Genomic DNA, 26,523 nt, shown 5'->3' with positions numbered 1-26,523 from the left:
TCTCGTCTAAGTTGTTTAGTCTACGGAATATTTTCTTATTATCGTATAGATTTCTTCTACTGAGGCAGCATTTACGACAACATCTCGATCTTTATCAGAGCCCGCAAGCTTCATTAGCTGCATCAATGCTTTCAAATGCTGCTGCTTATCTAGTGCAGCTATGACAATTACCAGGTTAATGGAATAATCATCTGTGAATTTTACACCCTCTTTAAGTCTGAGCAGACTCATGGAAACATCATTTACCCCTTCATCTGGAGCCGCATGCGGAATGGCAATATTCGATCCAATCACAATGTATGGATCCTTATCGCAATGCTTAATCATGGCTTCCACATATTCCGGTTCAATATGTCCGCTTTCCATTAATGGCTGGGCACTCATCCGGATTGCTGACTCCCAGGAATCAGCAGCATCACGCAGTGTAATCTTATTCGGTGTTATTAAATCACTTAAATTTGCCGTTGGTCGCTCCTCCAGCCGCTGTTGCTTTACGGACGCAGTCTCATCCCGATTAATATAGCGGTATAATTCTTTTGAAAGTTCTTGTTCATTATCGATCGATGCGTAGTTTTTAATGATGTTCATGATATCGTCTACATTGAAATCAGAAGGAATGTAGCCGTGAAGCTCCATCATGACCTGTTTGCGCAATCGATTTTTCTCCTCACGTTCGAGAAATGAATTGGCAATAAACAGCTTCTTGTCTGTTTCCAAAAATATCGGCGAAAAAACAAGATCATAATCCAGTTTGTAAGCTTGAAACTCCCTTACCGATAACGAATCCAGAAAGATAAACTCCGGGAATAATTCGCGCAATTCACTTAGCATTAACCGCGATACTGAAACCCCTTTTGGACACACAACAATTGCTTTCACTTTTTCCTGGATGCTGTCCCCCTGTCTGGTTAGCCAGCCACCAATTAACATTGTCAAATACGTTGTTTCACTGTCTGGTATTTTCATTCCGATTAAATCGGTTAACGGCTTTGTTGATTTCTGCACTAGATGATGTAATGCCGTAAAATCCTTACTTACAGATTCCTGTACATCATTTATTTCCATAAGATGATATTTAATCCGGTAATAGGCAGGTTTTACATGGAGGAGCAGTTTATTTAACAATTGCTCCCGATCATGAATGACAACACATGCCCTTTTTTCAAATAACCGCAGCATCTCATCCAGCGCCTGCTGTAAATTCGGGATTGCTTCCTCGGTTAAATACTCCGACCAATATACGTTTGTTGTAAGAAGGTGCAAGGTAATAAATAACCGTTCTTCCATCGGAATGTCTTCAAAGTCATAGAGAATTTCCTCTGTGGCTTGATATTCCTTTGTATCCGATAATTCCTCGTATTTAATATAAAATGATTTCACTTGCTTCCCTTTTTTAATTCTTCTTAATACTAAAATGAGTGTATATGGCATAGTGGTAACTTTTTCATCGGTGAATTGCAAATTCAGCTTTCTTTCTACCTGATCGATTCGTTTATCAAGCTCGCCAATTTCATTCTCTTGAATTCCTGCTAATTTACGGAGTCTATCGGTGCCATTCGGCATTTCCAGAATTTTATAGGTAACCTGAATAAGCAATTTTCGAATTAGAAATTCATTACCTTCCATTACATATCCCAATCGTCTGGAATAGCGGATTGCAAGGTCGTAATCCGCCACATAATCCTGCGCACGCTTCAAATCAGTAAGCACTGTATTTTTGCTGACCTCCAATTCACTTGTAAAATGAAGCAAGGAAAGGTCGTCATTACTTAACAGCATCATGACGATAATATAAATCCTTTGTTTCTCGGAAAGGATGTCCAGATCTTGTGGCATGCCGTCCTGTTCACTGTTCAATTTCGTAAATACGGTTTGATCAATAATAAAATGGCCTTGTCTCGTGCGTTCAATTGCAGGAAGATTGTTATGCAGAAGCCAGTCATTGATTTTATCGAAGCTGTAACCAAGCTGTCTTCTAGTCAAGTCATATTTCTTCTCAACATCCTTGCTCGTAATACTTGGATTACTGATTAACGCCTCTAAAATTTTATTGCTCCGATCATCAAGTTGCATGATAACCCGCCTTTCACTATTAAGTGTATCACTGGCAGCGATCGTTATGAACACGTTTTCATTGCAATCTGTCGAACATATCTTGTGCAATATTGTGATTTACTTGCGGTGGAGGTTGGGGTTTTACAATTGTGTATAATGGATAGAACTTGTCCCAGAAATTCCTTAGTAAAACAAAAAAAGGCAAGGAAACCTTACCATCATCCCTTTGCAAGATGAAAATTACCAATATAGCATCGAAAACTGACATTTACACCTAGGAACATTCTATGTATTTTTATACAAAAGTGGGGAATATCTTATATAAGGGGAAATCCTGTGGTAAAGGGTGGGGCAAAGGATAGGTTTCTTTTCCCACCCGTACCAAACTAATAAGGATAGCAGCTATAAATATATTCCCTGGTAATGCCTGCCAATAGAACGATTTTTAAAATGTATTATGTGACTCCGCTTGATAACAGAAAGCGGTTGAGGAATATCATCTTGTAATGGTAAGTATCTCGATTTTGATCTCTCATAAAAGTAATAATATAAGCGTACGCAACTAAATCTCACCGTTTACCTGTTTAAACGGTTTCACGTAATTTATCCATCAACAGCACATCTAAACCCCATGTTTCCCGTAGAACTGTCAATCGTGTTAAAGCTTCGGGCTGCTACCCGGTAACGATTGCAATAAGATTGATGACATAAATAGGACCCACCCTTAATTACCTTGGTGGAACCTGTGTCAGGCCCTTGAGGATTTAATCTGCCACCTTCTTCTCTATTTATTGAAAACCAATCGGAACACCATTCCCAAACATTTCCGGAAACATTATATAAGCCAAAGCCGTTTGGCGGAAATGATTTGGCGGGTGCCGTTCCAAGATACCCATCCTCCTTACTGTTTTCGACCGGGAAACTGCCTTGCCAAATATTGCAGTTATGCTGACCATTTGTAACTAGCTGATTACCCCAGGGATATTTTTTTTGCTCTAGTCCACCTCTTGCCGCATACTCCCATTCCGCTTCTGTTGGTAATCGTTTACCAGCCCAATTGCAAAATGAAAGAGCATCATTCCATGAAACATGTATGACAGGGTGATCCAATCGATACTCTATCGACGAGCCTGGCCCTTCTGGATGAAACCAATCTGCGCCCTCAACCGTAATTCGGAATACGGGGGCGAGCCTGATACTTATCTGGATGACGTTTATAATCCGCATTACTTTTAAAAAAGCTATTCCAATTTTGAAACACATTTTTCATGTTCCCTGTGCCGTATGGGCAGGAAGGGCTTTGTAATCTGGTTGTTTCATTGCTTTGAATAGGGCATCCAAAAAGATATAGGACACAAAGGGTTTTTCTTTTGTTGGCATCTCAAACAGTATTAATTTAACTTCTTTACGCTCCTCTGTGGCCTTTTCTTGTTGTTTTTTTAAGCGTTTATGATACGCATTTCTCTGGTTTTCATTCATGACGGGAAGATACTCTCGAAGCTGATCCATAACTTCTTGTTGGAGCAGATGCAAAGGCTTGTTTGTCTGGAGTGACGTGTAGATCTGGCGGATATAGAAGTTCGTCGTGTTGTAGAGATTTTTGCTGGCTTCGGTTAAGCGACTGAGATGGGAAAACAAAGGATGGCAAAGTTTAATCCATATTTGCTGTGTTTCGTACACGTGTTCTCACCTCCTTGACATTAGTATACGTATTTTGATTCGTTCTGGCAAGGAAAAACATGGGTTAAGACCGGCCGATTCATCCCCCACCTATAGAGGATGGGGGTGTTCTCGGTCTTTAGGATAAAATTGTGTAAACCGCAAACCGTCAGTGGCAACCTGGTCAATATTCGGGGTATCAATTTCACTGCCAAAGCATCCCAAATCCGAGAACCCTGAATCATCCGCAAGTATCAATAGCAAATTAGGCTTTTTTTAATTCATCGTCCCTCCGGAATAAATTCGTTTTTCTTTACACTTTTTATAATATAATCATCAGCGGAGGCATCACCAAGTCCATTGACCTCTGATCCTCGTAAAAGGTCATCATTGACATGCTGGCTTCTCCCTGTAGGGGAAACCTTCTTTACACTTCTCCACTAGGTTTAGCTATCGGTGTATAGGCTGGTAGTGGTGTATCAAAGTCAGGGGTGCCATCTGGTTTCCAATTGATTTTCTGAATCCTTGGACTCCTGAGTTTTCCCAATCCATGGTCTCCTTCCCCCTCTGAAAAAGAAAATGCGTGATAGACGATCCAATCCTCTGTTTCGTCTGGAGATTTAGTAAAACTATTATGCCCAGGAGAAAATACTCGGTTCTTTACATTTTTCGAGAAAACTGGCTCTGGACTTTTTATCCAAGAATCAGGATCAAGAAGATTAGCCGTTTCACACGCTGTAAGCATACCTAAGCAATAGTCATCAGACCACGTTGCACTTGCGGAAAAAACTAAAAATATTTTTCCATCCCTCTTTAGAAATATAGGTCCTTCATTTATTGCCATTCCACCTTGTTTCTCCCATTCATCTGATGGGGCTGATATTAATACGTTTTCACCTATTAATGTCCACGGGTTTTTCATTTTTGCTATGTAAAGTGCTGATCCATAATCAGGAAAATACCCATATCCTGAATAAACAAAATATAATTCATCCATATGTTGGAGTACAGTTCCATCTAAACCAGAATGTTCGGTATTAACAGCATCCTTGAAATGCCAATCACCCAGCAACGGATCAGGTGAAGAATTTTCAAGCACAAAGATATGACGAGTGTCATCTCCACCACCATCATTGGCAGTAAAATAAATGAACCACTTTCCATTAATATAATGTATTTCAGGGGCCCAAATATTGTGGCTATAAGGACCTTCTGCTGGTGGAGTCCATATTATTTTTTTCTCTGATGTTGCGATTCCTGTTACCGTTGGGCTCTTCCAAATTGCTATATGATTAGACAAAGTGATCATAAAATAGTAGTACCCGTCTGTATGTTTATAAACATAAGGATCTGGGCCACTTTCAAGTAAAGGATTCATAAACATTTCACTTTTTTCACCTGTAACGTTGTTGTGGGGTTGGGTTTTCATTTTTAGTACCTCCATAAGTTAAGTACAATACTATACTCTATTTTTAAAATGGTAGACATCTAAAACCTTGTGATGTTTACCTCAATTACCTCCATTTACACTAGCTTATTCAGAATAAGCCTCTTCTTTTAAATATATTTATGTTGAAAATATATAATAATAGGCAAGAAACTAGCAGTATCACCTAGTGTCTTACCTATTAAGAGCGTTAAAACTCATTCAAAAAGAATATTATTTTATTCTTCTTTCATTAATTTCACGAATCTTTGTTACATCTACTTTTGCTTTTCTATCTATGGTAAGTAATCCATTTATCTCTTGTTGCACATCTGTTACCTGTGTATAACAGAAACCACATACATAGTCGAGATCCTGAATCGCTTGATGAATACGGTCAAAGCGTTTTATAAACGCCGCTTCATCTTTCACCTGGTTGCCGTAACCCCAGCCACTTTCTGAAGCAAACGCAATACCGCCAAATTCAGAAATAATAACAGGTTGTCCTTTATAGCCATAACCTTTAGCAAATGGATAGCGTTCCTTATTATGCTGGATGTTATTTGAAAGCAACTCTTCATCATTTTCGTAACGCTTCCTGAATTCCTCTCCAAATTCTTCATAATCATGGAGCGTGATAATATCTGAAATGGTATGCTCCCAACCGTCATTTGTTACAACTGGTCGCATGGAATCAAATGTTTTTGTTAAATAGTAGATACCTTCCGTAAACTTTTGCTGTGCATCACTAACAAAGACATCCCCTATCCCCCAGGATTCATTAAATGGTACCCATGTAATGATACAAGGATGATTGTAATTTTGTTTCACTATTTCTAACCATTCATTTGTGAAATTGGACACAGCTTGATCATTGAATGTATACGTTGCTCCAACCTCTGACCATACCAGTAAACCTTTCTTATCACAAAGATAGAGGAAACGATTATCCTCAATCTTTTGATGCTTTCTGACACCGTTGTAACCCATTTCAAGTATCTTATCAATATCTGTTTCAAGTGCTTCTACTGATGGTGGTGTTAAATCACTCTCTTCCCAATAGCCTTGATCTAATATGAGGCGTTGGTATAATTCCCGATTATTTAAGAGTATTTTCCTGCCTTCAATCGAAATTTTGCGCATTCCAAAATATGAATTTACCAGATCTACTGAATTACCATCTTGAAATAACTCAAATTGGATCTCGTATAGATTTGGGGTATGTGGACTCCAGCTCTTCATACTCCAAGGATTACCCTTCTCAATAACACTTGCTGAAAACTTTGCTACTCCATCGATTACATTTACCATTACCTTATTAATTACTTTACCTTCAAAAGAAATCTCAGCACTAGCCGTAATATTTGCATCAGACTGCCATTGATTCGTGTACAATTCAACGGCGATTTCTCCTTTATCATACGCAGGTGTCATTTTTACATAGTCCATATGTATTGGTGAAACATATTCCAGCCAGACGGTTTTCCATATACCAGTCGTTTGCACATACCAGCAACCAAAGTTATCTTTTAACCATCTTTGTTTGCCACGCGGTTGGGCACAATCGATCGAATCCTCCACCTTAACAACTATTTGATTTTCACCTTGATGTACATAGTTGGTAATATCAAATACAAAAGCAGTATAAGCTCCTTGATGATTCCCTACTTTTAATCCATTAACCCATAGTGTTGTATAATAATCCGCTCCCTCAAAATGAAGCAATACATTTTTATCATGGGCCACGTTAATTGTGCGTTCATACCAGACAGCTGGATGATGTGAAGTATCCTCTATGCCACTCTTTTTTGTTTCATAGCTAAATGGCACTCGAATGGTTTTGTCTTTCGGAATACCATTTGACCAATCATTCACTTCCCCAATATTTTTATCATCGAATGCAAAATGCCACTCACCATCAAGTGACTCCCAATCATTTCGGGTAAACTGTGGTCTTGGATGTAATTCTTTCATTTTGTTTCCTCCTAAGATTGATAATTTAAAACCTTTCATGAATTTTCAATGAGCGATTTTTCGCGAGTATAATAATTCCAGCTCCCATGTATAGAATTAGACTGATTATATCCATCGTAAAATAGGAAAATATACCACATATCAGAAACCAAATGGGAACCTTCTTAGGTACTATGCCTTTTTTTAAATAGGTCCTTGTTAGATAAATAGTTATTAAACCTAGTAAAATGAGTAAAATCCCGAAGATAGAAGCAACGCTATAAATACTTCCTAAGAGAGAGTTTAACCCTTCTCTTTCCACAAAAGATAATTCAGCGGTATGCGACCCTTTTTGCCTTATATAAGGTCCGTAAATAAAGATAGTTATGAGTCCATCTAATATCTGCCAGCCAGATGCTATATAAACTAAAGTTTTTTCCATTTTATTAGACATACTGGACAGCTCCTTTTTAACCTTTTATACCAGCAGAAAGCGACATTGATTGTATAAAATACTTTTGTGCGAATAAATATATAATAAACGTCGGAATAATAGCTATTACGGCTCCAGCCATGAGTATAGTCGGTTGTGATATGTACATTCCTTGTAATAACTGAAGTCCTGCAGTTATCGGCATTTTTTCAATATCGTTGAAAACAATGGATGGCCATAGAAAGTCATTCCACGAACCTGTAAAACTGAATAAGGCAACAACCATTAAAATAGGTTTTAGTTGTGGCAAGACAACTTTAAAAAATATTTGAAAATCCCCGGCACCGTCTACTTTTGCCGCCTCATCATATTCGAGCGGAATATTCGCCAAAAATTGCCTTACCAGGAAGATATTGAAAACCCCAGCAGCCCCGGGAACAATTGCTGCCCAATAAGAATTAACCCAGCCAAGCGTATCAACAATTTTATACAAAGGGACTAAGTTAACAACAGCTGGAAACATCATTGTAGCCATTAAAAACATAAAAATCATATTACGGCCTTTAAAACGTAATCGACCGTAAGCGAATGCAGCTAAAGAAACTACGACTAAAACTAATAGCGTATGAACAACAGATATAATTAATGAATTAAAGAACCATTGTAACAATGGTGTACTATAGTTATCTACTAAAAGTGAAGTGTAATTGGTGGTTACCCATTCAACGGGCAAAAATTTAAAACCCATCGTCTGAAATTCCATATCATCCTTAAATGATGTTACTAGACCCCATACCAGGGGGATAACCCATATAATTGCCATTAATAGCAGAAATAAAAAAGCTACTAATTTAGGAAAAGACAGTAGTTTAGATTTCATTCATTCTTCACCCCACATCTATTCTTTGTTCCGTAATAAGAGAAATTGAATAAACGTTACAACCATGATACATAGACCAAGGATAATGGCCATGGCTGATGCGATACCCGCAATCGGTTGACCAGATCCAAAGGCATTCTGTTGAATATCCATTAACAGAACTCGTGTAGAGTCAGCTGGACCTCCTCCCGTAAGCATCAAAGGCTGACCATATACATTAAATTGAGCAATGGTTGTAATAACTACTGTATAAAGTATTGGCCCACGAATGCTTGGAAGTGTAATTTTAAAGAACTTTTGAACAGCGTTAGCTCCATCTATGGATGCAGCCTCGTAAAGATCTCTAGGTACACCATTCAAAGCGGCTTGGTAAATAATCATGTTGCCGCCAATGCACCACCACACTGTTAAAATCACAATAGCTGCCCAGGCATATGGCTGAGTACTAGTCCAAAGAATTGATTCACCCAGGAAATTGTTAATAGGTCCTTGATTCACATTAAACATTAAGGTCCAGATAATCACGACAGCGGAAATAGAAAATAAAGTTGGCATGTAAAAAATAGATTGAAAGAACTTATGAAATCTTGGTTTAGCATTTAAAGCACTAGCCAGCAATAGCGGTACGATTATACAACCAGGAACAGATAAAATGACAAAAATGAATGTATTTTTAAATCCGTTGTGGAATTGTGTATAAAAGGATGAATCCTTTTGGAACAAGATCTCCTTGTAATTCGCTAATCCGACAAAATCTGCTTTCCCAATCAAATCCCAACTAGTAAAAGAAATATAAATCCCATAAATAATCGGCACTAGAAAAAAAACACTAAAGATCAACAAATGTGGTGTAATAAAAACCCAAGGAGTCCAATTCACAGACTTTCGATTGTCCGGTTTTATCTTCGGCTTTGGCTTTGGCTGTGGCTCCATAGACTTCACAGGTACTTCCACTACTACCCCTCCAGAATAATTATTTCATGGAAGCTGCATTCTAGTTTATTTTTATAGAAGCAGCTTCCATTTGCTTTACGTTTAATTCTTCCGCTTTCTATTTATTTGAAGCATCCTTTGCTATTTTATCTTCTAGTGTTTTTTGAATATCAGCAAGTCCTTTATCGACAGGAATTTTTCCAAATATAATATCAAGACCCTTTGCATCCAGTTCTTCCGAAACATAACCATTGTATTTGTAGTCAAAAATCTTCAGTGAAGCTTGTACTTCAGGATCTTTCAATAAGAACGATTGAGCCATTTTTTGGTATTCCGGATCATCGAGAATTTTAAGTGAAGCTGGATTTTGTCCTGCTTTTGCCCATTCTAGTGAATTATCACGAATCCAATCGATAAAAGCTACAACACCCTTAGATTTCTCATCCGAACGGTCTTTACTGTTAAACATTACAAATTGGTGGGATGAAGACCAATTGACCATTTTGCTCTTATCATCCGTTAGTTGTGGTGCATTGGTTAATCCATACTCAAATTTTGCATCTTTTAAATTATTATTCATCCAGATTCCTTCAGGATAGAAGATTAATTTCTCTTGAAGGAATAGTTGAGCCGGATCTTCGCCATCTTTGTTTGTAACACCTGATTCATATAAATCAATCCATTTTTGGAATGAAGCTTTTGCCTGATCGTTATCAATGGTTGGGTCTATACCATTTTCCGTTAACTTACCACCATTTTGTGCGTACAAGGAAAGAAAATTCGGTTTAACCCACGTAACTCCTAAGCTGGTAATCTTATCCTGCTGTGATTTTTCCCCGGCAGCTTCAATTTCATCAAACGTAATAATATTATCGTCAAGTGCCCCTGGAGCATATTTTTCTACTAGATCTTTGTTGTAATACATTACAAATGAGTGGATATCAAGCGGAACACTGTACCTGGAGCCATCTAAATCCCCAATTTTCCATGCTTCTGGCATATAATTTTCTTCTTTTATTTCTGGGTAATCACTTAAATAATCATCATAACTAGTTAACATCTCATTATCTACATACTGTTTAATACGTTCTGCATGAACAATCATCAAATCCGGAATATTTTCCCCAGAATTAACTACCGTCTGAATTTTTGTATACATATCTCCCTCTTTTAGGGAAATGTTTTTTATTTTATATTCTGGATCTGTTTTATTATATTCATCTACCATTTTCTTCATATTTTTACCATCCGGTCCTGTGAATGGATTCCAAAAGACAATTTCTTTGCTTGAACCAGAACTTGAACCGGAAGAATTACTACTACAGGCGGATAATGTGGCAACAAGAATCATTGCCATAAATAATAGGCCTAATTTTCTCATTTTTACTGCCCCCTAATTTAATTTTTTCATCAATTTACTAAAACTGTTAACTGTTAATAAGGATTATCCCCCCTTAAAAGCAAATTAAATTAAGTTAACTTATTAGTTATTAAATGAGCTCTTTAAGTATACAAATTATATGTACTAAATTTGTTTTTTTGTTTATTTTATTAGAGAATACGCTTACATAGGAGATTTGTCAATATTGTTTTTAAAATTTATGATTTATTTCAGTTTTTTTGTTCCATAAATAAAAGCTATCCCTACGTTAAGGATAGCTTTTATTTATGTACGACTCTACTTGGAAAATTCTACTCTAAGTTTAATATCCTGTTCGTGGTCTCCAAATTTTTTACCGAAGAGATTGATTCCACCTTTATGGATGGCATCTTCCTTAATCCCAATCCGCAATGATAAATAATTTCTATCTAAAATATTTAAGTCATCTACTGTAACGTTAGAAAGATGAACGTCATCGATCGTAGTTTCCTTGTTTGTTACTTTCCATGTTTTTAATGTCCCGTACTGTGTACTAGTTGACTCTGCCCAATATTCCGGGTTTAATTTTCCTGGACGGTCACCGAAATCTCCCGGGCTCGTCCATGTCCCTATATCAATTCCATTAACCCATATGGTAATATCAGATGGCCAATTATGATCATGATTTGGGGCTTCTGAACAGATTTCAACCGAAAACCCCACTTTGCTAACATTTGTCTCAGGAGGAATAATAAGCGGAAATTTATATTCAAAAAACCCTTTTCTTGTCCAAATTAGCTGGGCGCGGGAACGCACTGGGTTAAAAAAGTGAACCGGTTCATCCTCCGGGATCAGAAGATTTTCCTGATCCGCCATCCCACAAGTGGGAGCAACATCAAAGTCAACATATTGACCAATTGGCATCTCTAAATCAAATACCTTCTTGTCATTGTTCTGACTTGGGCTTGCTTTTAGTTGAATATGGATATCATCAAAATTTCGTGTACAAACCTTCATCGCTCCTCTGCTTGCCGGCCGCAGCTCTGTCAAAATAAGACCTGATTCCTCCAATACTTTAACATGGGATGCGGCGGTTGATACAGGTATCTTCAAAGTAGTAGCTAATTGGTGTATGTTCATATTGCCTGTGTTTAATAGATTAATAATGTTTAACCGTTCATCGGATGACAACGCATGGGCCACCTTCTGCAACTCTTTTAATTTATTTATTGATAACTCCAGCATGGTTATTCCTCCCTATAATCGTTCCTTTTACTCATTAGTCTAATATAAACAAAAAATCGATAAATATCCATCTTTTTTAATTATATTGAACAAATTCCCGTTAGTTTTATGTAATAATCGACTATATTTCAATTCAATACAGAATTAAACAGAAGTTGGGAAGGTGTTAACTTTTTGGAGAGAAATTTTTGTAATCTTTTATATAGTCATATTGGCAGAAAAAACCACCTTATATAAATAAGATGGGAAGGCCACTAAGATATAATTTCCTGATGATTTATATCCTTTGTTGAACTCCTTGTTGCTATTTCGGGTGAATAAACAATTGACTCAACTTGATAATGCTCCTTATTTTTATGATTGTTTTTTAATTTTATCAAATCAATTATTATCTTTGCTGGTTCTTTACCCATTTCACTTTTTGGGTGTATGACGGATGTTATTTTCACTTCTGACACATCAGTTTTTTTGGGCTGCCTACATTTTTATTATTACTTTCCTTGGATCTATCCGCACAAAAAGTACCAGATCCTTGCTCACGATATAACCAACCAGTCGTAACTAAATCTCCAATTGCGAGTCGAACCGTATGGCGACTTACCCCAAATTCCTTCATTAGTTCACTTTCTGAGCTTACTTTTTGATGAGGAGTATATGTTCCATCCATTATCTTTGATTTAATTGTATGCTTAACAGTATTGTATTGATCGTTAAACAGCTCTTCAACTTCCTCGTCCGATATTTGAGCCATTTCCTCTACCAAATCACCTATGCCATAATAATCAACTGTCCAGCCAAATTTAATCTGTGCTTCCACTTTATCCCCATCAGTAACCGCAACATCGCGCATATTGTCGCCAAAGCGGTCCACCCTGATATTCGTACCTTCCGTAATTGCAACTGCTGTTTTCATCCAGCTGCCGACTTTCGTGGAAACATCAGGATTTTCCCAATGTCCGACAACTACTTTGCGCGGTATGTTCAAACGTGTACCGATAAATCCATATTCACGGTCTCCATGCGCGGATTGGTTCAAATTCATAAAATCCATATCAATTTTATCCCACGGAATATCACGATTGAACTGTGTATGCAAATGCATGAGCGGCTTCTGCAACGCTTTTAGTCCGGCAATCCACATTTTTGCTGGTGAAAAGGTATGCATCCACGTAATGACCCCAGCGCATTTTTCATCACGATTTGCTTCAAGCGTTAAGGAATGAATGGCTTTTGCGTTTGTAAGTACTTTTTTGAAAATGATAGGGAATGGCAAGTTGCCATTTTCGTTTAATTTTTCCGTGATCACTCAGGAATGATCTTCTACTTCCTTAAGTGCATCGTCTCCGTATAGATGCTGGCTTCCGGTGACGAACCAAAATTCATAAGGTTTAATTGTTCGCATTTCATTTCCTCCCATTTTCTTTGACTAGTTTACTAGTTTCACTGGATTATCGGTAATCGTTCTTAGTGCCATCAACCGCTTCATGACATTATTTTCACCGCACCCAAAATAATCGTGCAGCTTCGAATATTCCTGGTAGATTTTTTCATAGACTGCTACATTTTCCGGAATTGGGGTAATAATTTCATCCTTGATTCGCGCCATCTTTTCCGCTGCTTCTAAAATCGTATCGTAACCGCCATTTCCTGCTCCTGCTGCAACTGCAGCGAACATGGCCGCACCCAATGCCGGGGTTTGCTTGGAATCCGCAATTTTAATTGTCCGGTTCGTCACATCGGCATAAATTTGCATCAATAATTTATTTTTCTGCGGCAGACCGCCACAAGCATACAATTCGTCAACAGGCACACCATTTTCTTGGAATGCATCGACAATTTTTCTGGTACCAAATGCTGTTGCTTCAAGTAGTGCGCGATAAACCTCCTCAGGTTTGGTTTGCAATGTCGCACCAATTAGTAACCCACTTAGCCCCGTATCTACAAGTACGGATCGGTTGCCGTTCCACCAATCAAGCGCCAATAATCCTATTTCGCCAGGTTTATAAGTTGCCGCCTTTCGCTCCAGCCATTGGTGAACGCTGACTCCTTCCTCTTCTGCAGCATCATGCACATATGCTGGTACCCCCTGATTGACATACCAGGCGAAAATATCTCCGACAGCTGATTGCCCTGCTTCATATCCGTAAAGCCCTGGAATAATTCCATCCTCGACAACACCGCACATACCTTCTACTTGTTTCTCATCGGTACCTAATAGCATGTGGCAAATGGACGTCCCCATCGCCATAACCATTTTTCCAGGGGTTACCACACCAACTGCTGGAACCGAAGCATGTGCATCAACATTTCCAACAGCAACGGCAGTTCCTTCCGACAAACCTGTTAGCGCTGCCATTTTTTCCGTTAACCCACCTGCATTAGTCCCCAGTGGTACCACATCACCGCGCAGTTGTGTTTCAGCTAAGTCTGTCAGCCCTGGATCAAGATCATGAAAAAACGCTTTGCCTGGATATCCATCCTGTTTATGCCAAATTGCTTTATATCCTGCCGTACAGCTATTGCGCAATAAATTATCTGTAAGAACTGAGATCACCCAGTCCGTTGCTTCAACAAACTGATCGGTTTGCTCGTAAATTTCCGGGGCCTCGTCTAGGATTTGCCATATTTTTGCGATCATCCAATCCGATGAAATTTTCCCACCATACCGTGGTAAAAATTCCTCGCCTCTGGTTTCAGCAATTTGATTAATTTGATTCGCTTCATCCTGGGCTGCATGATGCTTCCACAGCTTCACCCAACTGTGCGGATTGTTTTTCAATTCTTCATTAAAACAAAGCGGATTACCTTGTGCATCGATTGGCAGCATTGTACATGCCGTGAAATCAATTCCCAGGCCAATAACATCTTCCGGATTGATCCCAGAGGCTTTCATTACAGCTGAAATCGATTGTTTCAAAACCTCCAGATAATCGGTCGGATGCTGCAATGCCCACTCATGCTCCAGTTTTATAGATGAATTCGGCAGCATGTCATCGATCACCCCATGCGAATATGGTGTCACATGGTCGGCAATCTCCCTGCCATCTTTTAGCGAAACAAGAACTGCCCGCCCTGATTCCGTTCCATAGTCCACACCAATTGTATATTTCTCTCCCGTCATTTTTTCACCCCATTTTTCTTCTGACCATAATAAACGTCTACACCATGTTTTCTTAGATAATGCTTATCTAAAATAACCTGTTTTATTCAATTACTTGACCTATTCGTACCATAAGGACGCACTATTCAATTAGGGCGCCCGTTTGCGGTACTATTCGCTACAAACTTCCATCTTACATTCATTTCTCATTTTGTTATACACCTTTCCTTATGATTGATTTCATATTATCTTTATCTTTACATAGAACAATTTAGGCATAATAATTACCCGGATAGCGCCCGATTTATGGAGATTTTCTATTCTGCTAGATATTCTTTTCTACTAAGGGTTTCTTTCTTGATCAATCATAACAGTTAGTCCGACACCATCACCTTCTTGATGCAACATATAAAGAACCCCTGTATCATTATCACGAATAACTTTAGTAATTCTTAGCTTTCCTTAAGTATAAACCTCTTCAAAACGGTTGTTTGTCATTTTTACATCCTCCCTTGAAATTTTTTGTTATACACAAAAAGATTAAGGAGTATACTTAATTATGCTTGCTTCAAATTTTAACATAATCCGTTTGTATAAAGTATCAGGATCAATATGATTGGCAGGAAGGGTGGGTGTAAGCAAACCAGCATTAAGATAGTTTCTCTTTCCCGCACGCGAAGAGGCTGGAAATTCACGTGAGAGGCAAAAAACTTTTTTTACTTATAAGAAAAGCGCAAGCGCCCGTTTAGCAACGTACAAACTGGAGCACTCCGCAATGAGATAAAGGAAACACGGTGAGCTGGAAGCGAACCGATGTTGACTTATCGTAATGAAGGAGTGTGAAGTTTGCTAGTTGCTGGGCGCTGGAGCTGGACATGGCCAACTCTGACGTAAGCAGAATAGAGCCTAAATTTTTATACTTTCTTTACTTTTAAAAAAAGGATGAACATCTGTCCACCCTCTAATATGAGGAAAAGTTTTATTGAAGTGTTTTATGTGCAGGTAATCTAGTAGTCATTTCATGCCCATTGTTGTCTTAATACGATGTATGTCCACTTTATTTGCCCAGGTGTCTTCTCGCACAAGCTCCAATTTTACGGAATGATCATCCAGCGCCTCTTTCAACGAACCGAATTCCTTTGCATTTGAAATCTTCATACCATCAATTTCTGCTTTCAAGTGTTCTTGTCCAGTCCGTAAAGCACGCAAAATTTGTCCATGTTCTTTCAACGTTTCCCCTTGCATTTCAAGCTTTTGCTCAAATCCTTCCATTCGCTTGTCCGCTTCACTAAAGCGTGAGTCCATGCCGTCAAAACGCTTATCCACCTCGCCAAACCGTGCATCTATGCCGTCAAAGCGCTTGTCCATACTATCAAGTCTTTCCGTAATGGCCTCCAGCATACCGATGATCTTATCTTCTTTTTCCAATCTATTCACCTCCTATTCCTTTTGTCCAGTATAACATATTTCCTAACTGCTAATGTCGATATTTGAAGAATTTTTTATCAAATTCTAATCCCGACATGCCTGAATTGCACGAGTGTCAGGGGCCGTATCAATTCCAAGGTGGCAAACCTTTCAGGCACATGATGCAACAAAAAGCCCCGGCCACACAAACCGGAGCTTTCCCCTTTCACTCATCTAATTCCTACAACTCATCCCAAGGCGTCGCATTCTCCATAATCGCGTCCATCACCTTATGCAAATTCTCCGATCCTGTCGTCTCAAGCCACTGATAATATGCATCCTTGCCATCATTCGCAAACGGCTTCACGCCTTCCTTCCAAATTGCCCGTCCACAAAGACTGCCGCTAAATTTAGCACCTGCCTCTTTGGCAAAACGCAATGTTTCAATAAATTGTTCATTTGTCACGCCACCGCTTAAATAGATAAATGGCAGGCGGCATTTTTCTGAACAAGTACGGTAAAATTCCACCGCTTCAGCCTTACTGAAAACCGGCTGATAATTATCGTATTGATCATATCCTTCAATATGGAAAATGGAAACCGGAACTTCTACCTTTAAGACATCAATGCTGTATTCATCCTTTGAAAATTCCTCCATAAAATATTCGACAATTTTTGGTTTCCTTTTGGCAAATTCAGTACCCTTCGAATCAAGACCCTCGGCACTGTAGGAAACAGGCTCTAATATGAAGAGAACATCATTTTGTTTACATTCGTCCCCGACACGTTTAATCAGTGTCGTTTTCATGTTGTTGATTTCCTCTTCTTCCTGATGATCGTAATAAACGAGCAGTTTAATAGCACTTGCACCAGCTTTTACTAAATCCTGAAGGGCATAGTGATCAACCAAATTCGGAAGACGCCCCTTTTCTGTCGCATCATAACCTGTCTTTTCGTACGCCATGATTAAACCGATATCCTTATTTAATTTTTTTGCAGCATCCCATCCATATTCAGGATCAAGAAGCAAGGAAGATGATTGATTGCCAAGTACTTCACTGACCCCCTCTTTGAACTGGCTCAATCCTTGTTCATAAGAAATCGAGTCGTTAAACGATTGGTGTAGATTTAAAATAAAGTAGCGACATTTATAAAAAAGTTGCGAAGCTTTGCCCATTTGGCTATGTATAAATGCAAACCCAATAAAAATTAAGCTATAATATTAGATGAAATAGGAAGTTTGAAGAAATCCTGTTGATTTATATAAAAAATAATTATTCTAGCTAGTGTAAATGAGAGTAATGGGGTGAGGTGAGTCGATGAAAGAGAATGAATCCATTTCGTGGCATCCCTCATTTGCTGCGGCATTACAGTTGGAGTTAAAAGAATACGAAAGCCAATTAAACTACATTTTAGAGTATCCCTTAACGAATGAACCATTAAAAGTGGACGTCATTATTTTAAACACTGCGGGTAAGCCAATCGGTAAAAATATTGCCCATTTATTTCGAAAGTACAACATCGTTGAATATAAATCACCCAAAGATTACTTATCTGTCGGTGACTTTTATAAAGCGATTGCCTATGTATACCTGTATAAATTTGTTTCTGGGGGAAAAGAAGGTACAGACAGTATGGATATCCACCAGATGACATTAACATTAGTTGCTCTGAATAAGCCAGCGAAACTCCTGCATCATCTGCGCAAGCGAGAGAAAGAAGTCTATTTATACCAGGAAGGGATATACTATATAGTAGGGATGGATATCCCCATCCAACTTGTGATCCAAAGTGAGCTGCCCAAAGAAGAAAATGAGTACCTTACTTTATTAACGGACCAGTTAAATGAAAAAGAGCAGTTGCAACACGTCCTCATGGATTATTTGCATGACAACAAAAATCAGCTTTATTCGGCTTATCTTTCATGCTATTTTTGAAGCAAATCCCAGCTTGTTTACGGAGGTGTTAAGAATGCAAAAACTTGAGCATGATCCAGAAGTCCAAAAAAAAATTGATGAATTAGTCCGAGAATTTGAATGGGATAAGAAGTGGAAAAAAGAAGGAATGGAAGAAGGTATAGAGGAAGGTGAATTGAAAGCTCAATTAAGAATTGCACTCAACCTTTTTTCCAAAGGTATGCCTTTAAATGAAGTTTCTGAAGTGACCGGTCTTCCATTAAACAAACTGAAGCAGTTAAATAAATAAACTGTCCCCAACATTCATTACGAAAACAAGAGAAGCTTGGAATAAGCAAGATTCCCTTGTTTTATTTTTGAGGTTTTCATGGTTAATCCCAAATCATTCCAAAGGCATCTTCTTAACGTAAGCATATCACTCCACAAATTGTATCTTTTAACTACATTAACAGCGAGATCAAAAGTCACACTATGGTCAGCCATTCTTTATTATATAAGCATTTCAATTTTTAGGAAAATTCACCTGATTCATGAAAACCGGATAGCAAATTCTGTTATAATAGAAATGCAAAAGGGCGTTCGAGGTATTATTGATTTAGAGTTATTTAAAATGGGAGACAGGCAAATCAATCCGTTCCTTTTATGAATAATTCATAAGCCTTCTGATCTATTTGTACCAATCACTCATTCATTACACGCAAGCATTAGAAACAGGAACATTACTAGACGGAGATGGCGATCAAATACTGTTACCACAAGAATGGCCATCAGAATGGATAAAAGAAATTAGAGAAGTTCCGAGTAAATCTATTCGAAATCAATTCAATTAATTGGAGTTTAATATAACAAATTAGTGGCGGTTCATAAAAAACAATAACGGCTACTAATACACACAACACTAGAACCGTTATTGTCTTTTCTATTTTGTTTCAACAGTCTCTTTAAAAAACTGTGGCAAATATTCTCTATGCGCTTCAAGCATTTCATCAACGATTTGTTTAGCAATCGTGTCAGATGGTGTAAGTGGATTAATCGTTAACGCAAGAAGTGCTGTATTATAATCACCAGTTACTGCTGCTTCAGCCGCTACTCGTTCAAATGATTTAATTGACTGAACAAGTCCCCGAACAGGAACCGGCAGATCTCCGACGGTAATCGGCTTTGGGCCGTCTTTTGTGATAATACAGCTTACCTCTACTGCTGAATCATTCGGAATGCTGGCAATTGCACCACGGTTCATCGTGTTTACTGGCTGAATATCCCGTTTATCATTGTAAATTGAAGTAATCAGTCGCACTGCAGCATCGGAATAATAAGCACCGCCGCGCTCTTCTAATTGGGGTGGTTTAATTGCCAAATCAGGGTTCTTATATAATTCAAATAGTTCATTCTCAAGCTTTTGCACCACTTCAGCACGAGTACCTTCTGTTTCAGCACTTTTCAAGGCCTTATCGACCATATCCTTGGATTTATAATAATAGTTATGATACGGACATGGCAGCACATTTAACGTCCTCAAGAACTCCGGCTCCCAACCCTGTCCTTCAATATTTTTTACGAAGCTGCTGTTCTCAGGATCGGTTAATTTTTCCATTACCTGTTCCTTTACACTGACACCATCAACATAAACATCCAAACCATAAACCATGTGATTTAGCCCGGCAAAGTCAATGCGGACACGGGAATGGTCTACATCCAATAGTTTTGCAATACCCATTTCCATCCCAATTGGCACATTGCAAAGCCCTACTACTTTTTCAATGTTTGAATAACGCAGTACAGCCTCCGTTATCATTCCTGCTGGATTGGTAAAATTAATAAGCCACGCATTCGGACATAATTAGTCTGTAACCCTTTAAACAATCCGCCAGGGCCATTTGTTTCCTGACCAAGGACACCATATTTCAACGGGATTCTCTCGTCTTTTGCCCGTGCCTTGAGCAGTCCTACACGGAATTGCGTTGTAACGAAATCAGCATTTTTTAATGCTTCTTTGCGATCTAGTGTTAAGTAAACATCGATTGGCAGTCCAGCCTTAGCAATCATACGTTTAGCCAGGTTCCCGACAATTTCCAATTTTTCTTTCCCCTCTTCAATATCAACCACCACAACTCTGATAACGGAAACTCCTCATATCGTTTAATAAACCCTTCAATAAGCTCTGGTGTGTAGCTGGAGCCTCCACCAATTGTTGCAACTTTGATTTTTTTACTCATAATTGAACCCCCTAAGCAAGTTTTTTCTGAATAGCGATTAACTCTCCAGCCAAGTCAATAAGTGATATCGCATTCATCAAATGATCCTGCGCATGCACAAGCAGTAATCTTACTTTTTTCTCTTCCCCTCTTGCTCCCCCTGAATTAAACCCGTCTGAAATCCATGTGCCTTGCGAGACACATCTGAAGTCACTCTAAAAATACTTATTATCCTATATCCCTATACGTCACGAGCTTTACACCTTTATCTAAAATGTTCTGAAGTATCTTTTTGTCCGTTAATATAGTTAATTCCCTGGCACGTTGTAGAGCATAGGAGCTTCCCGAAAGCAAAGCTTCATCTATATATGCCGGGTGTGTCATAATTTCTGCTGAATCATATGAACTTACTTTATCTAGTATTTTCAACAAAACATCAGATGTTAATTGATCCCCATAAAAACGTTGGTCAAAATACTGAACCATATTCAACTGGGTTGCTTCCGCGTGATTGGTTACATTTCGAATTGGCAGGCAGTACTTGTTTGCCAGCTTTTCTACAATAGGAAACACCTTTTCATGACCGTGTAAATGATGGTGGCTGTCGAGGTGTGTAGGAACTAACCCAAATGAATAAAATTTTTCGATTTGACTTGTATATTCTTTCTCTATATCCCTTTCCTCGGCATTCCAACTCATTCCATCGTTTTTACGAAACTTTCCCTCTTCATCAATGAGGGAAGGTACATTGTTGTTAACTGGAAATCCACAGTCCAATACAAGATGTACGCCTACTCCAAGCTCAGGGTTCGCTTTAGCGAGTGCCGCAGCATCCTCGGCAAACGGCATATTCGTCATCATTGTAGTTGATGTTACGATACCATTTTTATACGCTTCAATAATTCCCAAATTAACGCCCTTGGAATAACCAAAATCGTCCGCATTGATAATTAACTTTGTCATATCCCGCACCCTCTCTACTTTTCCTGATTATTTACAACTAATGATTCGCGGCATTTTCAAATCATTGCCATTTCAACTCGAGAAATTGGGATTGGATCTATTTGTAAAGAGTCAGTTTTAAAAACCCGTTGAAACAATTTAAGAAACGTCTAGTGGGCCAAAACTTCAAGCTTAGCTTATATCCAATCCCTTGCATTGATTTGATCCTGCTTCCATATTTAGAGATAACACTATTTAGTTCCATTATATCATTCCTGACTGTTCTGTATGCAACCCTGATAACATTAGCAAGTATCCACATGTTATTGGAGATTTTGCTGTCATTTGTTCTCTCAATATAGTTGTCATTTGATTGTTTCGCATATGATCAATAGTGCTAGAATAATAATCGGACAACCCAAATAGGTTTTATTTATCAAAAGCGGAAATTCGAGCCGCGATTCTCTATCGATATCTCATTACGTGAAGGTATTCCGTGGGAAATGTATTTTTATTTTGAAATATATCTCTAAAAGCAAGTATGGTCAATTTGACTTAAACAAGGTTGAAGAAAGAATGTAGCCAAAGAAAACAATCTTCACTTCTACCGCCTTACTATAAAAAGCGGTGAAGCGTAATAATAAGGTTGTATAATTCATATCCTTAATCCTCCAGAATCGGGCCATTTAATAGAATAAAGCGAAAGGTGAATCATCTCCTTTTAATGAAACAGAGGGCAGATTTTTTTCTGCCCTCTGTACCTTTAGTTGCTGAAGTAATGTCCTTTTTCGAGATCTGGAATGAGCTTAGGATGCACTGGCTGCCATCCCAAGCGTTCCTGAGTCAGTGCACTCGACGTTGGGTTGTCGGTCGGCGCAAAGGCACCGAGCCATCCGAAGTGGGCGTCCGCCTCCTCGCGGGAAATGCTGACCACCGGCAGGTTCAGGTGACGACCGATGACACCGGCGATGTCACGGAATGGCACTCCCTCATCAGCGACCCCGTGCAGCCGTGATCCCCCTGGGGCGGCTTCCACAGCCAACCGGAACAGACGCGCCGCATCGAGGCGATGCACGGCCGGCCAGCGGTTGTAACCGTCGCCGATGTAGGCAGAGACGCCTTTGTCGCGAGCAATGCCGATCAAGCTCGATACGAAGCCGTGATCGCCAAGGCCGTGCACAGAAGGTGGGAGACGGAGGAACGATGACCGTACCCCGCGCTCAGCCAGCGAGATAACCACGTTCTCCGCTTCACCCCGGGGCACTGAGTTGTCGACCACATCCTTTTCCGTCCCGATTTGCCCTGGCGGGAGTACGTATGTGAGCATCAATGTTCCCGAGGTGATCACGAACGGTTTGCCCGTACCCTCAAGCACTTCCCCCATTGTCTTGACGGCACGTAGATCGTCTGCGACCGCCTTGTCGAATTCTGAGAAGTCGTGCTTAAACGCTAGATGAATGACGCCGTCCGCAGCAGAGGCACCGCTGCGAAGGCTGTCAAGATCGTCGAGGGAACCGCGGTGCACCTCAGCCCCTGCAACCTTTAATGTATCGGCAGATTTGTCTGAACGAGCAAGGCCGACGACCTGATGCCCTGCCTCGATGAGTTCACGGACAACCGCAGTTCCGATGAAGCCTGTCGCTCCTGTAACAAAAACACGCATGTTCTTACCTCCTATGGATATTTCCTATCAGTATGTTCAGCTACAAAAAGAATTATACAACATGAAATTAACAAAGTAAACTATTTTAATTAAAATAGTTAATTTAATAATCTGCGTAAAATACGTTTGTGATAACAAAGCGATTTCTGTATAATATAAGTGTCAAAGGAGGTTTCATTTCGTGAGAAAACCCGTGAGCGTCGATCAATATATTGAAAAAATAAAACCTGTTATAAGAAGAAACAAATTCAGCCAACTAAAAATAGACGATATCGCAAAATATATGGATATCAGCAAAGTGACACTTTATAAGCATTTTTCATCTAAAGATGAAATCATTCAACGGGTTGTAATGTATTATATTAATTACTTGCAAGGGGCTGATACCGTTGTAAAAGATGATTCCGTCTCTTATGTTGAACGCTTTCAAATGACGTTTTTGCAATCGTTGATATGTGTAACTTTTATATCTGATTTGTTCTTAAATGATCTCAAAGAATTTTACCCGCACCATTTTGAGGATCTTTCAGCTGCACAACAAAGTCGAATTAAAAACTTACAAACCTTTTTTGAATCCGGAATGAAGCAGAAGATATTCAACAAATTGAATGCGGTATTGTTTATGGTTCAAGATGACGCTGTGTTACGGCGTTTCATGGAACCCTCATTTTCAATTCAGTATGATGTTACCTTGAAACAAGCGATTATAGATTTTTATAAAATGAAAGAATATCAATTGCTTAAGCCTGAACACTTAGATACTGTAGATGATTCCGTTATTGAAAAAGGGGTTTCTAAAGTTTTACAAACCATTTCATAACCATGTTCGCGCTCCCAGATTGTCTTCAGCAATAGGGCGCGATTGTGGAGCAGTTTTTTACAACTTTTTTATCACAAATTCTGTCCATAACGGGAATCGAACATGAAAATTAAACAACTTTATTTTTAAGGCAGCCGCATTTTGGGTTGGAAGAATGCGGCTTTCGCTCGTTAAAATTAAACAACTTTATTTTTGTTGGACAGTGGTGATTTACTGGTTAAAGATTGATGACAAACACTCTTTGGATAAAACAAAAGCAAACAGGTTAAACTAACCGTACGTTTTAGAAATTCGGTAAAGAGGTGAACCTTATGGGGATAGCTAATATCGGCATTCCGGGCTTAATTCTCATTATCATTCTGGCTCTGATTATTTTCGGGCCCAGGAAGCTGCCGGAAATCGGTAAGGCTGCCGGCCAAACATTAAATGAATTCAAGCAATCAACCAGTGATTTGATCAGTGATGGTGACGAAGATAACTTGGCGAACAAGAAAAAGGAAAAGCCACAAAATGAACAAAGATAAAGTGAAACTTCATTCAGTGGGGGTATTACAGCCCGATAATGCGGGTGCCCCCTATTTTTAATTTTACTTTTCGTTTTTATCGTACACATCTTAAAACGCTTTCACAATAAATATCTTGTCGAGATTTTTATATATCTTGCTTTTTATGTCGAACACCAATAAAATAAAAGTTATAGGAAAAGTTTGCTAATTAAGGAGGGGTGAAAATTTCCTACGAGGTTTATAAAATGAAGGTATTTAAACCAGGTCAGGATCAGAGAATCGCAAATTTGCTGGAGACAACCAATTATAATATTGCACACATAGCTGAATTTATCGGCTTTTCTTCCCAATCTTTTTTTGCCCAGGCATTTAAACGCGCAACCGGGCAAACACCATCTAAATATCGAAAAAAAGCTGGGAAAGAGGTGGAAGGTAAATAGAAACTGCTAACTGGATCGACTGCTTGTTTTGGGATCAGCGACCTCTTCGCTTTTGGTCGGTGAATTCCCGTCTTTTGATCAGCGAATTCCTGCTGTTGATCAGCGATTTCTCCCTTTCGATCAGCGGCTTCTTCCTTTCGATCAGCGCATTTCCACTTTCGATCAGCGCTTTTCCGCTTTCGATCAGTCCTTTCGTTTGGACTTGTACCAACAGGGAGAATAATTTTCCTCCCCGCTGATTTTCATAAACGGATAGTGAATCCGCGTCTTGTTTTTACTTGCTCTCCCACTTTTCCTGCAAATAATCCGCATCCTCCTGCAAGATTGTGTACGCATGTTCTGAAATAGCTCCATTAATCTTTAGCTGCTGCAGCAATCCTGCAAACGTTCCCAAGTGTTTGATCATTTTATCTTTCATGCTGTGACTTTCATAATAATGTAAAGCCTGTAAATGCATTGTCAATGCGTGTGCAGCTTCTTCGCTTGCAATCTCATCATTTTCTAAAAATGCTTCGACAAGTATTTTCATCCCATCAGTCGTTAGCGAATGACTGCCGCGGACCAAGGTTATATCAGCCGTAACCGGCAGATGATCGGATGCAAGTGAGGAGTACACCTGTGTATTTTTCACCTTCATTCTTGGTGAAGCTAATATCATGTCAATTCTTTTTACCGGTGATACTGCCGGATACGTATATCCATCACCACTTTCGGTCATAGCCCATGCATCATTAAACCAGTGAAACAGCGGTTGCAGCTCTTCAGCATCAGGAGCAGCGTTCATGTCACCAACCAAAATATTGTATTGATGCTCGCTCATCACATCAAGCATGTCCTGAACTTGCATTTCCCGAACACTCGGATCTCCTCGATAATCCAGATGTGTCACATAAAACCATACATGTGCACCGTTAATATTTATTTGCGCTTCCAAAAATCCTGGTGCTGGTTTTGGTTCCGGATTTGGATCTTGTGTCGACAATCTTGTGATATCGCGATTTTCTGCGCTTAGAATTGGATATTTACTCAAGATCGCCACACCATATTGCCTCCGTGGCTCATCGTCACTTGCTGGATCAAAATCATAAATCGGCGCAAAGAAATAGTCCATGTCCAATTTTTCTGCCAATAGCTTTATAGTATTCTCGTTATTGCTCCTGTCACCCCAATGCACATCAACTTCCTGCAGGCCAATAACATCTGCACCCATATCTCGGATCGTTGCCGCGATTCGATCAAGATCATACTTCCCATCCGTTCCAATCCCGGCATGCAAATTGTACGTTGCCACCGTGGCTGTAAGCTCCCTGCCTTCTTGTGTGTCAATTTTGGCAAATACCGTATTCAGCGGTAATAGCAACAGAATAAAAATAAGTACGAACGTCCATTTTTTCATCCAAAGCACCTCCCGTAATAATTGTCAGACAACGAGTTCCTGGCTTTACTGTTGATGTTCCTGGCTTTACTGTTGATGTTCCTGGCTTTACTGTTGATGTTCCTGGCTTTACTGTTGATGTTCCTGGCTTTACTGTTGATGTTCCTGGCTTTACTGTTGATGTTCCTGGCTTTACTGTTGATGTTCCTGGCTTT

Annotated in this window: 24 protein-coding genes and 5 pseudogenes; 5 read left to right on the top strand and 24 right to left on the bottom strand. The window is 39.2% G+C overall.

What is annotated here, in order from left to right; all coding sequences use genetic code 11:
* Positions 1-15: 15 nt before the first annotated feature.
* From IEX12_RS04015 to IEX12_RS03940, 17 genes and pseudogenes are all read right to left on the bottom strand, one after another.
* A complete protein-coding gene (locus IEX12_RS04015) occupies positions 16-2,073 on the bottom strand; it encodes a BglG family transcription antiterminator (protein WP_188724713.1) in 2,058 nt (685 codons plus the stop codon).
* Between the two features lie 585 nt (positions 2,074-2,658).
* Positions 2,659-3,225, bottom strand: a pseudogene (locus IEX12_RS04010) (formylglycine-generating enzyme family protein); the annotation flags it as partial.
* A 96-nt stretch (positions 3,226-3,321) separates the two neighbouring features.
* The gene (locus tag IEX12_RS04005) at positions 3,322-3,735 is read right to left on the bottom strand and encodes a hypothetical protein (RefSeq protein WP_088052424.1); all 414 of its coding nucleotides are present in this window, start codon (positions 3,733-3,735) and stop codon (positions 3,322-3,324) included.
* Between the two features lie 90 nt (positions 3,736-3,825).
* Positions 3,826-3,972 (bottom strand): sulfatase-like hydrolase/transferase, encoded by a 147-nt coding sequence (locus IEX12_RS04000; protein WP_286170904.1) that lies wholly within the window; start codon positions 3,970-3,972, stop codon positions 3,826-3,828.
* A gap of 169 nt (positions 3,973-4,141) precedes the next feature.
* The gene (locus IEX12_RS03995) at positions 4,142-5,098 is read right to left on the bottom strand and encodes a glycoside hydrolase family 43 protein (protein WP_286170899.1); all 957 of its coding nucleotides are present in this window, start codon (positions 5,096-5,098) and stop codon (positions 4,142-4,144) included.
* Positions 5,099-5,374: 276 nt separating this feature from the next.
* Positions 5,375-7,114, bottom strand: coding sequence for a glycoside hydrolase family 2 protein (locus IEX12_RS03990; protein ID WP_188724711.1), 1,740 nt, complete (start codon positions 7,112-7,114; stop codon positions 5,375-5,377).
* Between the two features lie 25 nt (positions 7,115-7,139).
* A complete protein-coding gene (locus IEX12_RS03985; RefSeq protein WP_155554230.1) occupies positions 7,140-7,547 on the bottom strand; it encodes a hypothetical protein in 408 nt (135 codons plus the stop codon).
* Between the two features lie 16 nt (positions 7,548-7,563).
* On the bottom strand, positions 7,564-8,406 hold the full coding sequence (locus IEX12_RS03980) for a carbohydrate ABC transporter permease (RefSeq protein ID WP_155554229.1): 843 nt from the start codon (positions 8,404-8,406) through the stop codon (positions 7,564-7,566).
* An 18-nt stretch (positions 8,407-8,424) separates the two neighbouring features.
* Positions 8,425-9,339, bottom strand: coding sequence for a carbohydrate ABC transporter permease (locus IEX12_RS03975; RefSeq protein ID WP_155554256.1), 915 nt, complete (start codon positions 9,337-9,339; stop codon positions 8,425-8,427).
* A gap of 118 nt (positions 9,340-9,457) precedes the next feature.
* A complete protein-coding gene (locus IEX12_RS03970) occupies positions 9,458-10,720 on the bottom strand; it encodes an extracellular solute-binding protein (RefSeq protein ID WP_155554228.1) in 1,263 nt (420 codons plus the stop codon).
* A gap of 297 nt (positions 10,721-11,017) precedes the next feature.
* Positions 11,018-11,944, bottom strand: a complete 927-nt coding sequence (locus IEX12_RS03965) for an ArsR/SmtB family transcription factor (RefSeq protein ID WP_155554227.1) — start codon at positions 11,942-11,944, stop codon at positions 11,018-11,020.
* A gap of 445 nt (positions 11,945-12,389) precedes the next feature.
* Positions 12,390-12,611: a GntR family transcriptional regulator gene (locus IEX12_RS23750; protein WP_371871266.1), complete on the bottom strand. Its 222-nt coding sequence runs from the start codon at positions 12,609-12,611 to the stop codon at positions 12,390-12,392.
* A gap of 39 nt (positions 12,612-12,650) precedes the next feature.
* Positions 12,651-13,346, bottom strand: a pseudogene (locus IEX12_RS03960) (L-arabinose isomerase family protein); the annotation flags it as partial.
* A gap of 24 nt (positions 13,347-13,370) precedes the next feature.
* Positions 13,371-15,065, bottom strand: a complete 1,695-nt coding sequence (locus IEX12_RS03950) for a ribulokinase (RefSeq protein WP_188724709.1) — start codon at positions 15,063-15,065, stop codon at positions 13,371-13,373.
* Positions 15,066-15,386: 321 nt separating this feature from the next.
* Positions 15,387-15,452, bottom strand: coding sequence for a hypothetical protein (locus IEX12_RS23295; RefSeq protein ID WP_286170903.1), 66 nt, complete (start codon positions 15,450-15,452; stop codon positions 15,387-15,389).
* Between the two features lie 606 nt (positions 15,453-16,058).
* Positions 16,059-16,472 carry a hypothetical protein gene (locus tag IEX12_RS03945; RefSeq protein ID WP_188724708.1) on the bottom strand — a complete coding sequence of 138 codons (414 nt, stop codon included), beginning with the start codon at positions 16,470-16,472 and terminating at the stop codon, positions 16,059-16,061.
* 220 nt (positions 16,473-16,692) lie between these two features.
* Complete coding sequence (locus tag IEX12_RS03940; protein WP_188724707.1) at positions 16,693-17,535, bottom strand: tagatose 1,6-diphosphate aldolase; 843 nt, start codon at positions 17,533-17,535, stop codon at positions 16,693-16,695.
* A gap of 235 nt (positions 17,536-17,770) precedes the next feature.
* Between IEX12_RS03940 and IEX12_RS03935 the strand changes: the two genes are divergently transcribed.
* Positions 17,771-18,388, top strand: coding sequence for a hypothetical protein (locus IEX12_RS03935; protein WP_188724706.1), 618 nt, complete (start codon positions 17,771-17,773; stop codon positions 18,386-18,388).
* Between the two features lie 34 nt (positions 18,389-18,422).
* On the top strand, positions 18,423-18,656 hold the full coding sequence (locus IEX12_RS03930; protein WP_188724705.1) for a hypothetical protein: 234 nt from the start codon (positions 18,423-18,425) through the stop codon (positions 18,654-18,656).
* A gap of 630 nt (positions 18,657-19,286) precedes the next feature.
* On the opposite strand, the gene IEX12_RS03925 is transcribed toward IEX12_RS03930, so the two are convergent.
* The 5 genes and pseudogenes from IEX12_RS03925 to IEX12_RS03910 form a co-directional block, all read right to left on the bottom strand.
* Positions 19,287-20,162 carry a family 4 glycosyl hydrolase gene (locus IEX12_RS03925; RefSeq protein WP_286170896.1) on the bottom strand — a complete coding sequence of 292 codons (876 nt, stop codon included), beginning with the start codon at positions 20,160-20,162 and terminating at the stop codon, positions 19,287-19,289.
* Positions 20,159-20,583, bottom strand: a pseudogene (locus tag IEX12_RS23290) (family 4 glycosyl hydrolase). Before IEX12_RS23290 ends, IEX12_RS03925 begins: the two are co-directional and overlap by 4 nt.
* A gap of 11 nt (positions 20,584-20,594) precedes the next feature.
* Positions 20,595-20,755, bottom strand: a pseudogene (locus IEX12_RS03920) (PTS lactose/cellobiose transporter subunit IIA); the annotation flags it as partial.
* 35 nt (positions 20,756-20,790) lie between these two features.
* Positions 20,791-21,525 carry a chitin disaccharide deacetylase gene (chbG, locus tag IEX12_RS03915; RefSeq protein ID WP_188724704.1) on the bottom strand — a complete coding sequence of 245 codons (735 nt, stop codon included), beginning with the start codon at positions 21,523-21,525 and terminating at the stop codon, positions 20,791-20,793.
* Between the two features lie 742 nt (positions 21,526-22,267).
* Positions 22,268-23,167, bottom strand: coding sequence for an SDR family oxidoreductase (locus tag IEX12_RS03910; RefSeq protein ID WP_188724703.1), 900 nt, complete (start codon positions 23,165-23,167; stop codon positions 22,268-22,270).
* Positions 23,168-23,348: 181 nt separating this feature from the next.
* Here IEX12_RS03910 and IEX12_RS03905 point away from each other — a divergent pair, with 181 nt between their 5' ends.
* From IEX12_RS03905 to IEX12_RS03895, 3 genes and pseudogenes are all read left to right on the top strand, one after another.
* On the top strand, positions 23,349-23,987 hold the full coding sequence (locus IEX12_RS03905) for a TetR/AcrR family transcriptional regulator (protein WP_188724702.1): 639 nt from the start codon (positions 23,349-23,351) through the stop codon (positions 23,985-23,987).
* Positions 23,988-24,298: 311 nt separating this feature from the next.
* Complete coding sequence (gene tatA / locus IEX12_RS03900) at positions 24,299-24,511, top strand: twin-arginine translocase TatA/TatE family subunit (RefSeq protein ID WP_188724701.1); 213 nt, start codon at positions 24,299-24,301, stop codon at positions 24,509-24,511.
* A gap of 234 nt (positions 24,512-24,745) precedes the next feature.
* A pseudogene (locus tag IEX12_RS03895) lies at positions 24,746-24,933 on the top strand (helix-turn-helix transcriptional regulator); the annotation flags it as partial.
* Between the two features lie 274 nt (positions 24,934-25,207).
* On the opposite strand, the gene IEX12_RS03890 reads toward IEX12_RS03895, so the two are convergent.
* Positions 25,208-26,329: an endonuclease/exonuclease/phosphatase family protein gene (locus tag IEX12_RS03890; protein WP_188724699.1), complete on the bottom strand. Its 1,122-nt coding sequence runs from the start codon at positions 26,327-26,329 to the stop codon at positions 25,208-25,210.
* The coding region (locus IEX12_RS03885) for a dermokine domain-containing protein (RefSeq protein ID WP_286170893.1) at positions 26,256-26,523 on the bottom strand (268 nt) is incomplete at its 5' end. The genes IEX12_RS03885 and IEX12_RS03890, both read right to left, overlap by 74 nt.

The organism is Lentibacillus populi, from assembly GCA_014642895.1.
GTDB classification, from domain to species: Bacteria; Bacillota; Bacilli; order Bacillales; family Amphibacillaceae; genus Lentibacillus_C; species Lentibacillus_C populi.
Note: the sequence above shows the minus strand (reverse complement) of the source record. Positions and strands in the feature narration are given on the sequence as shown.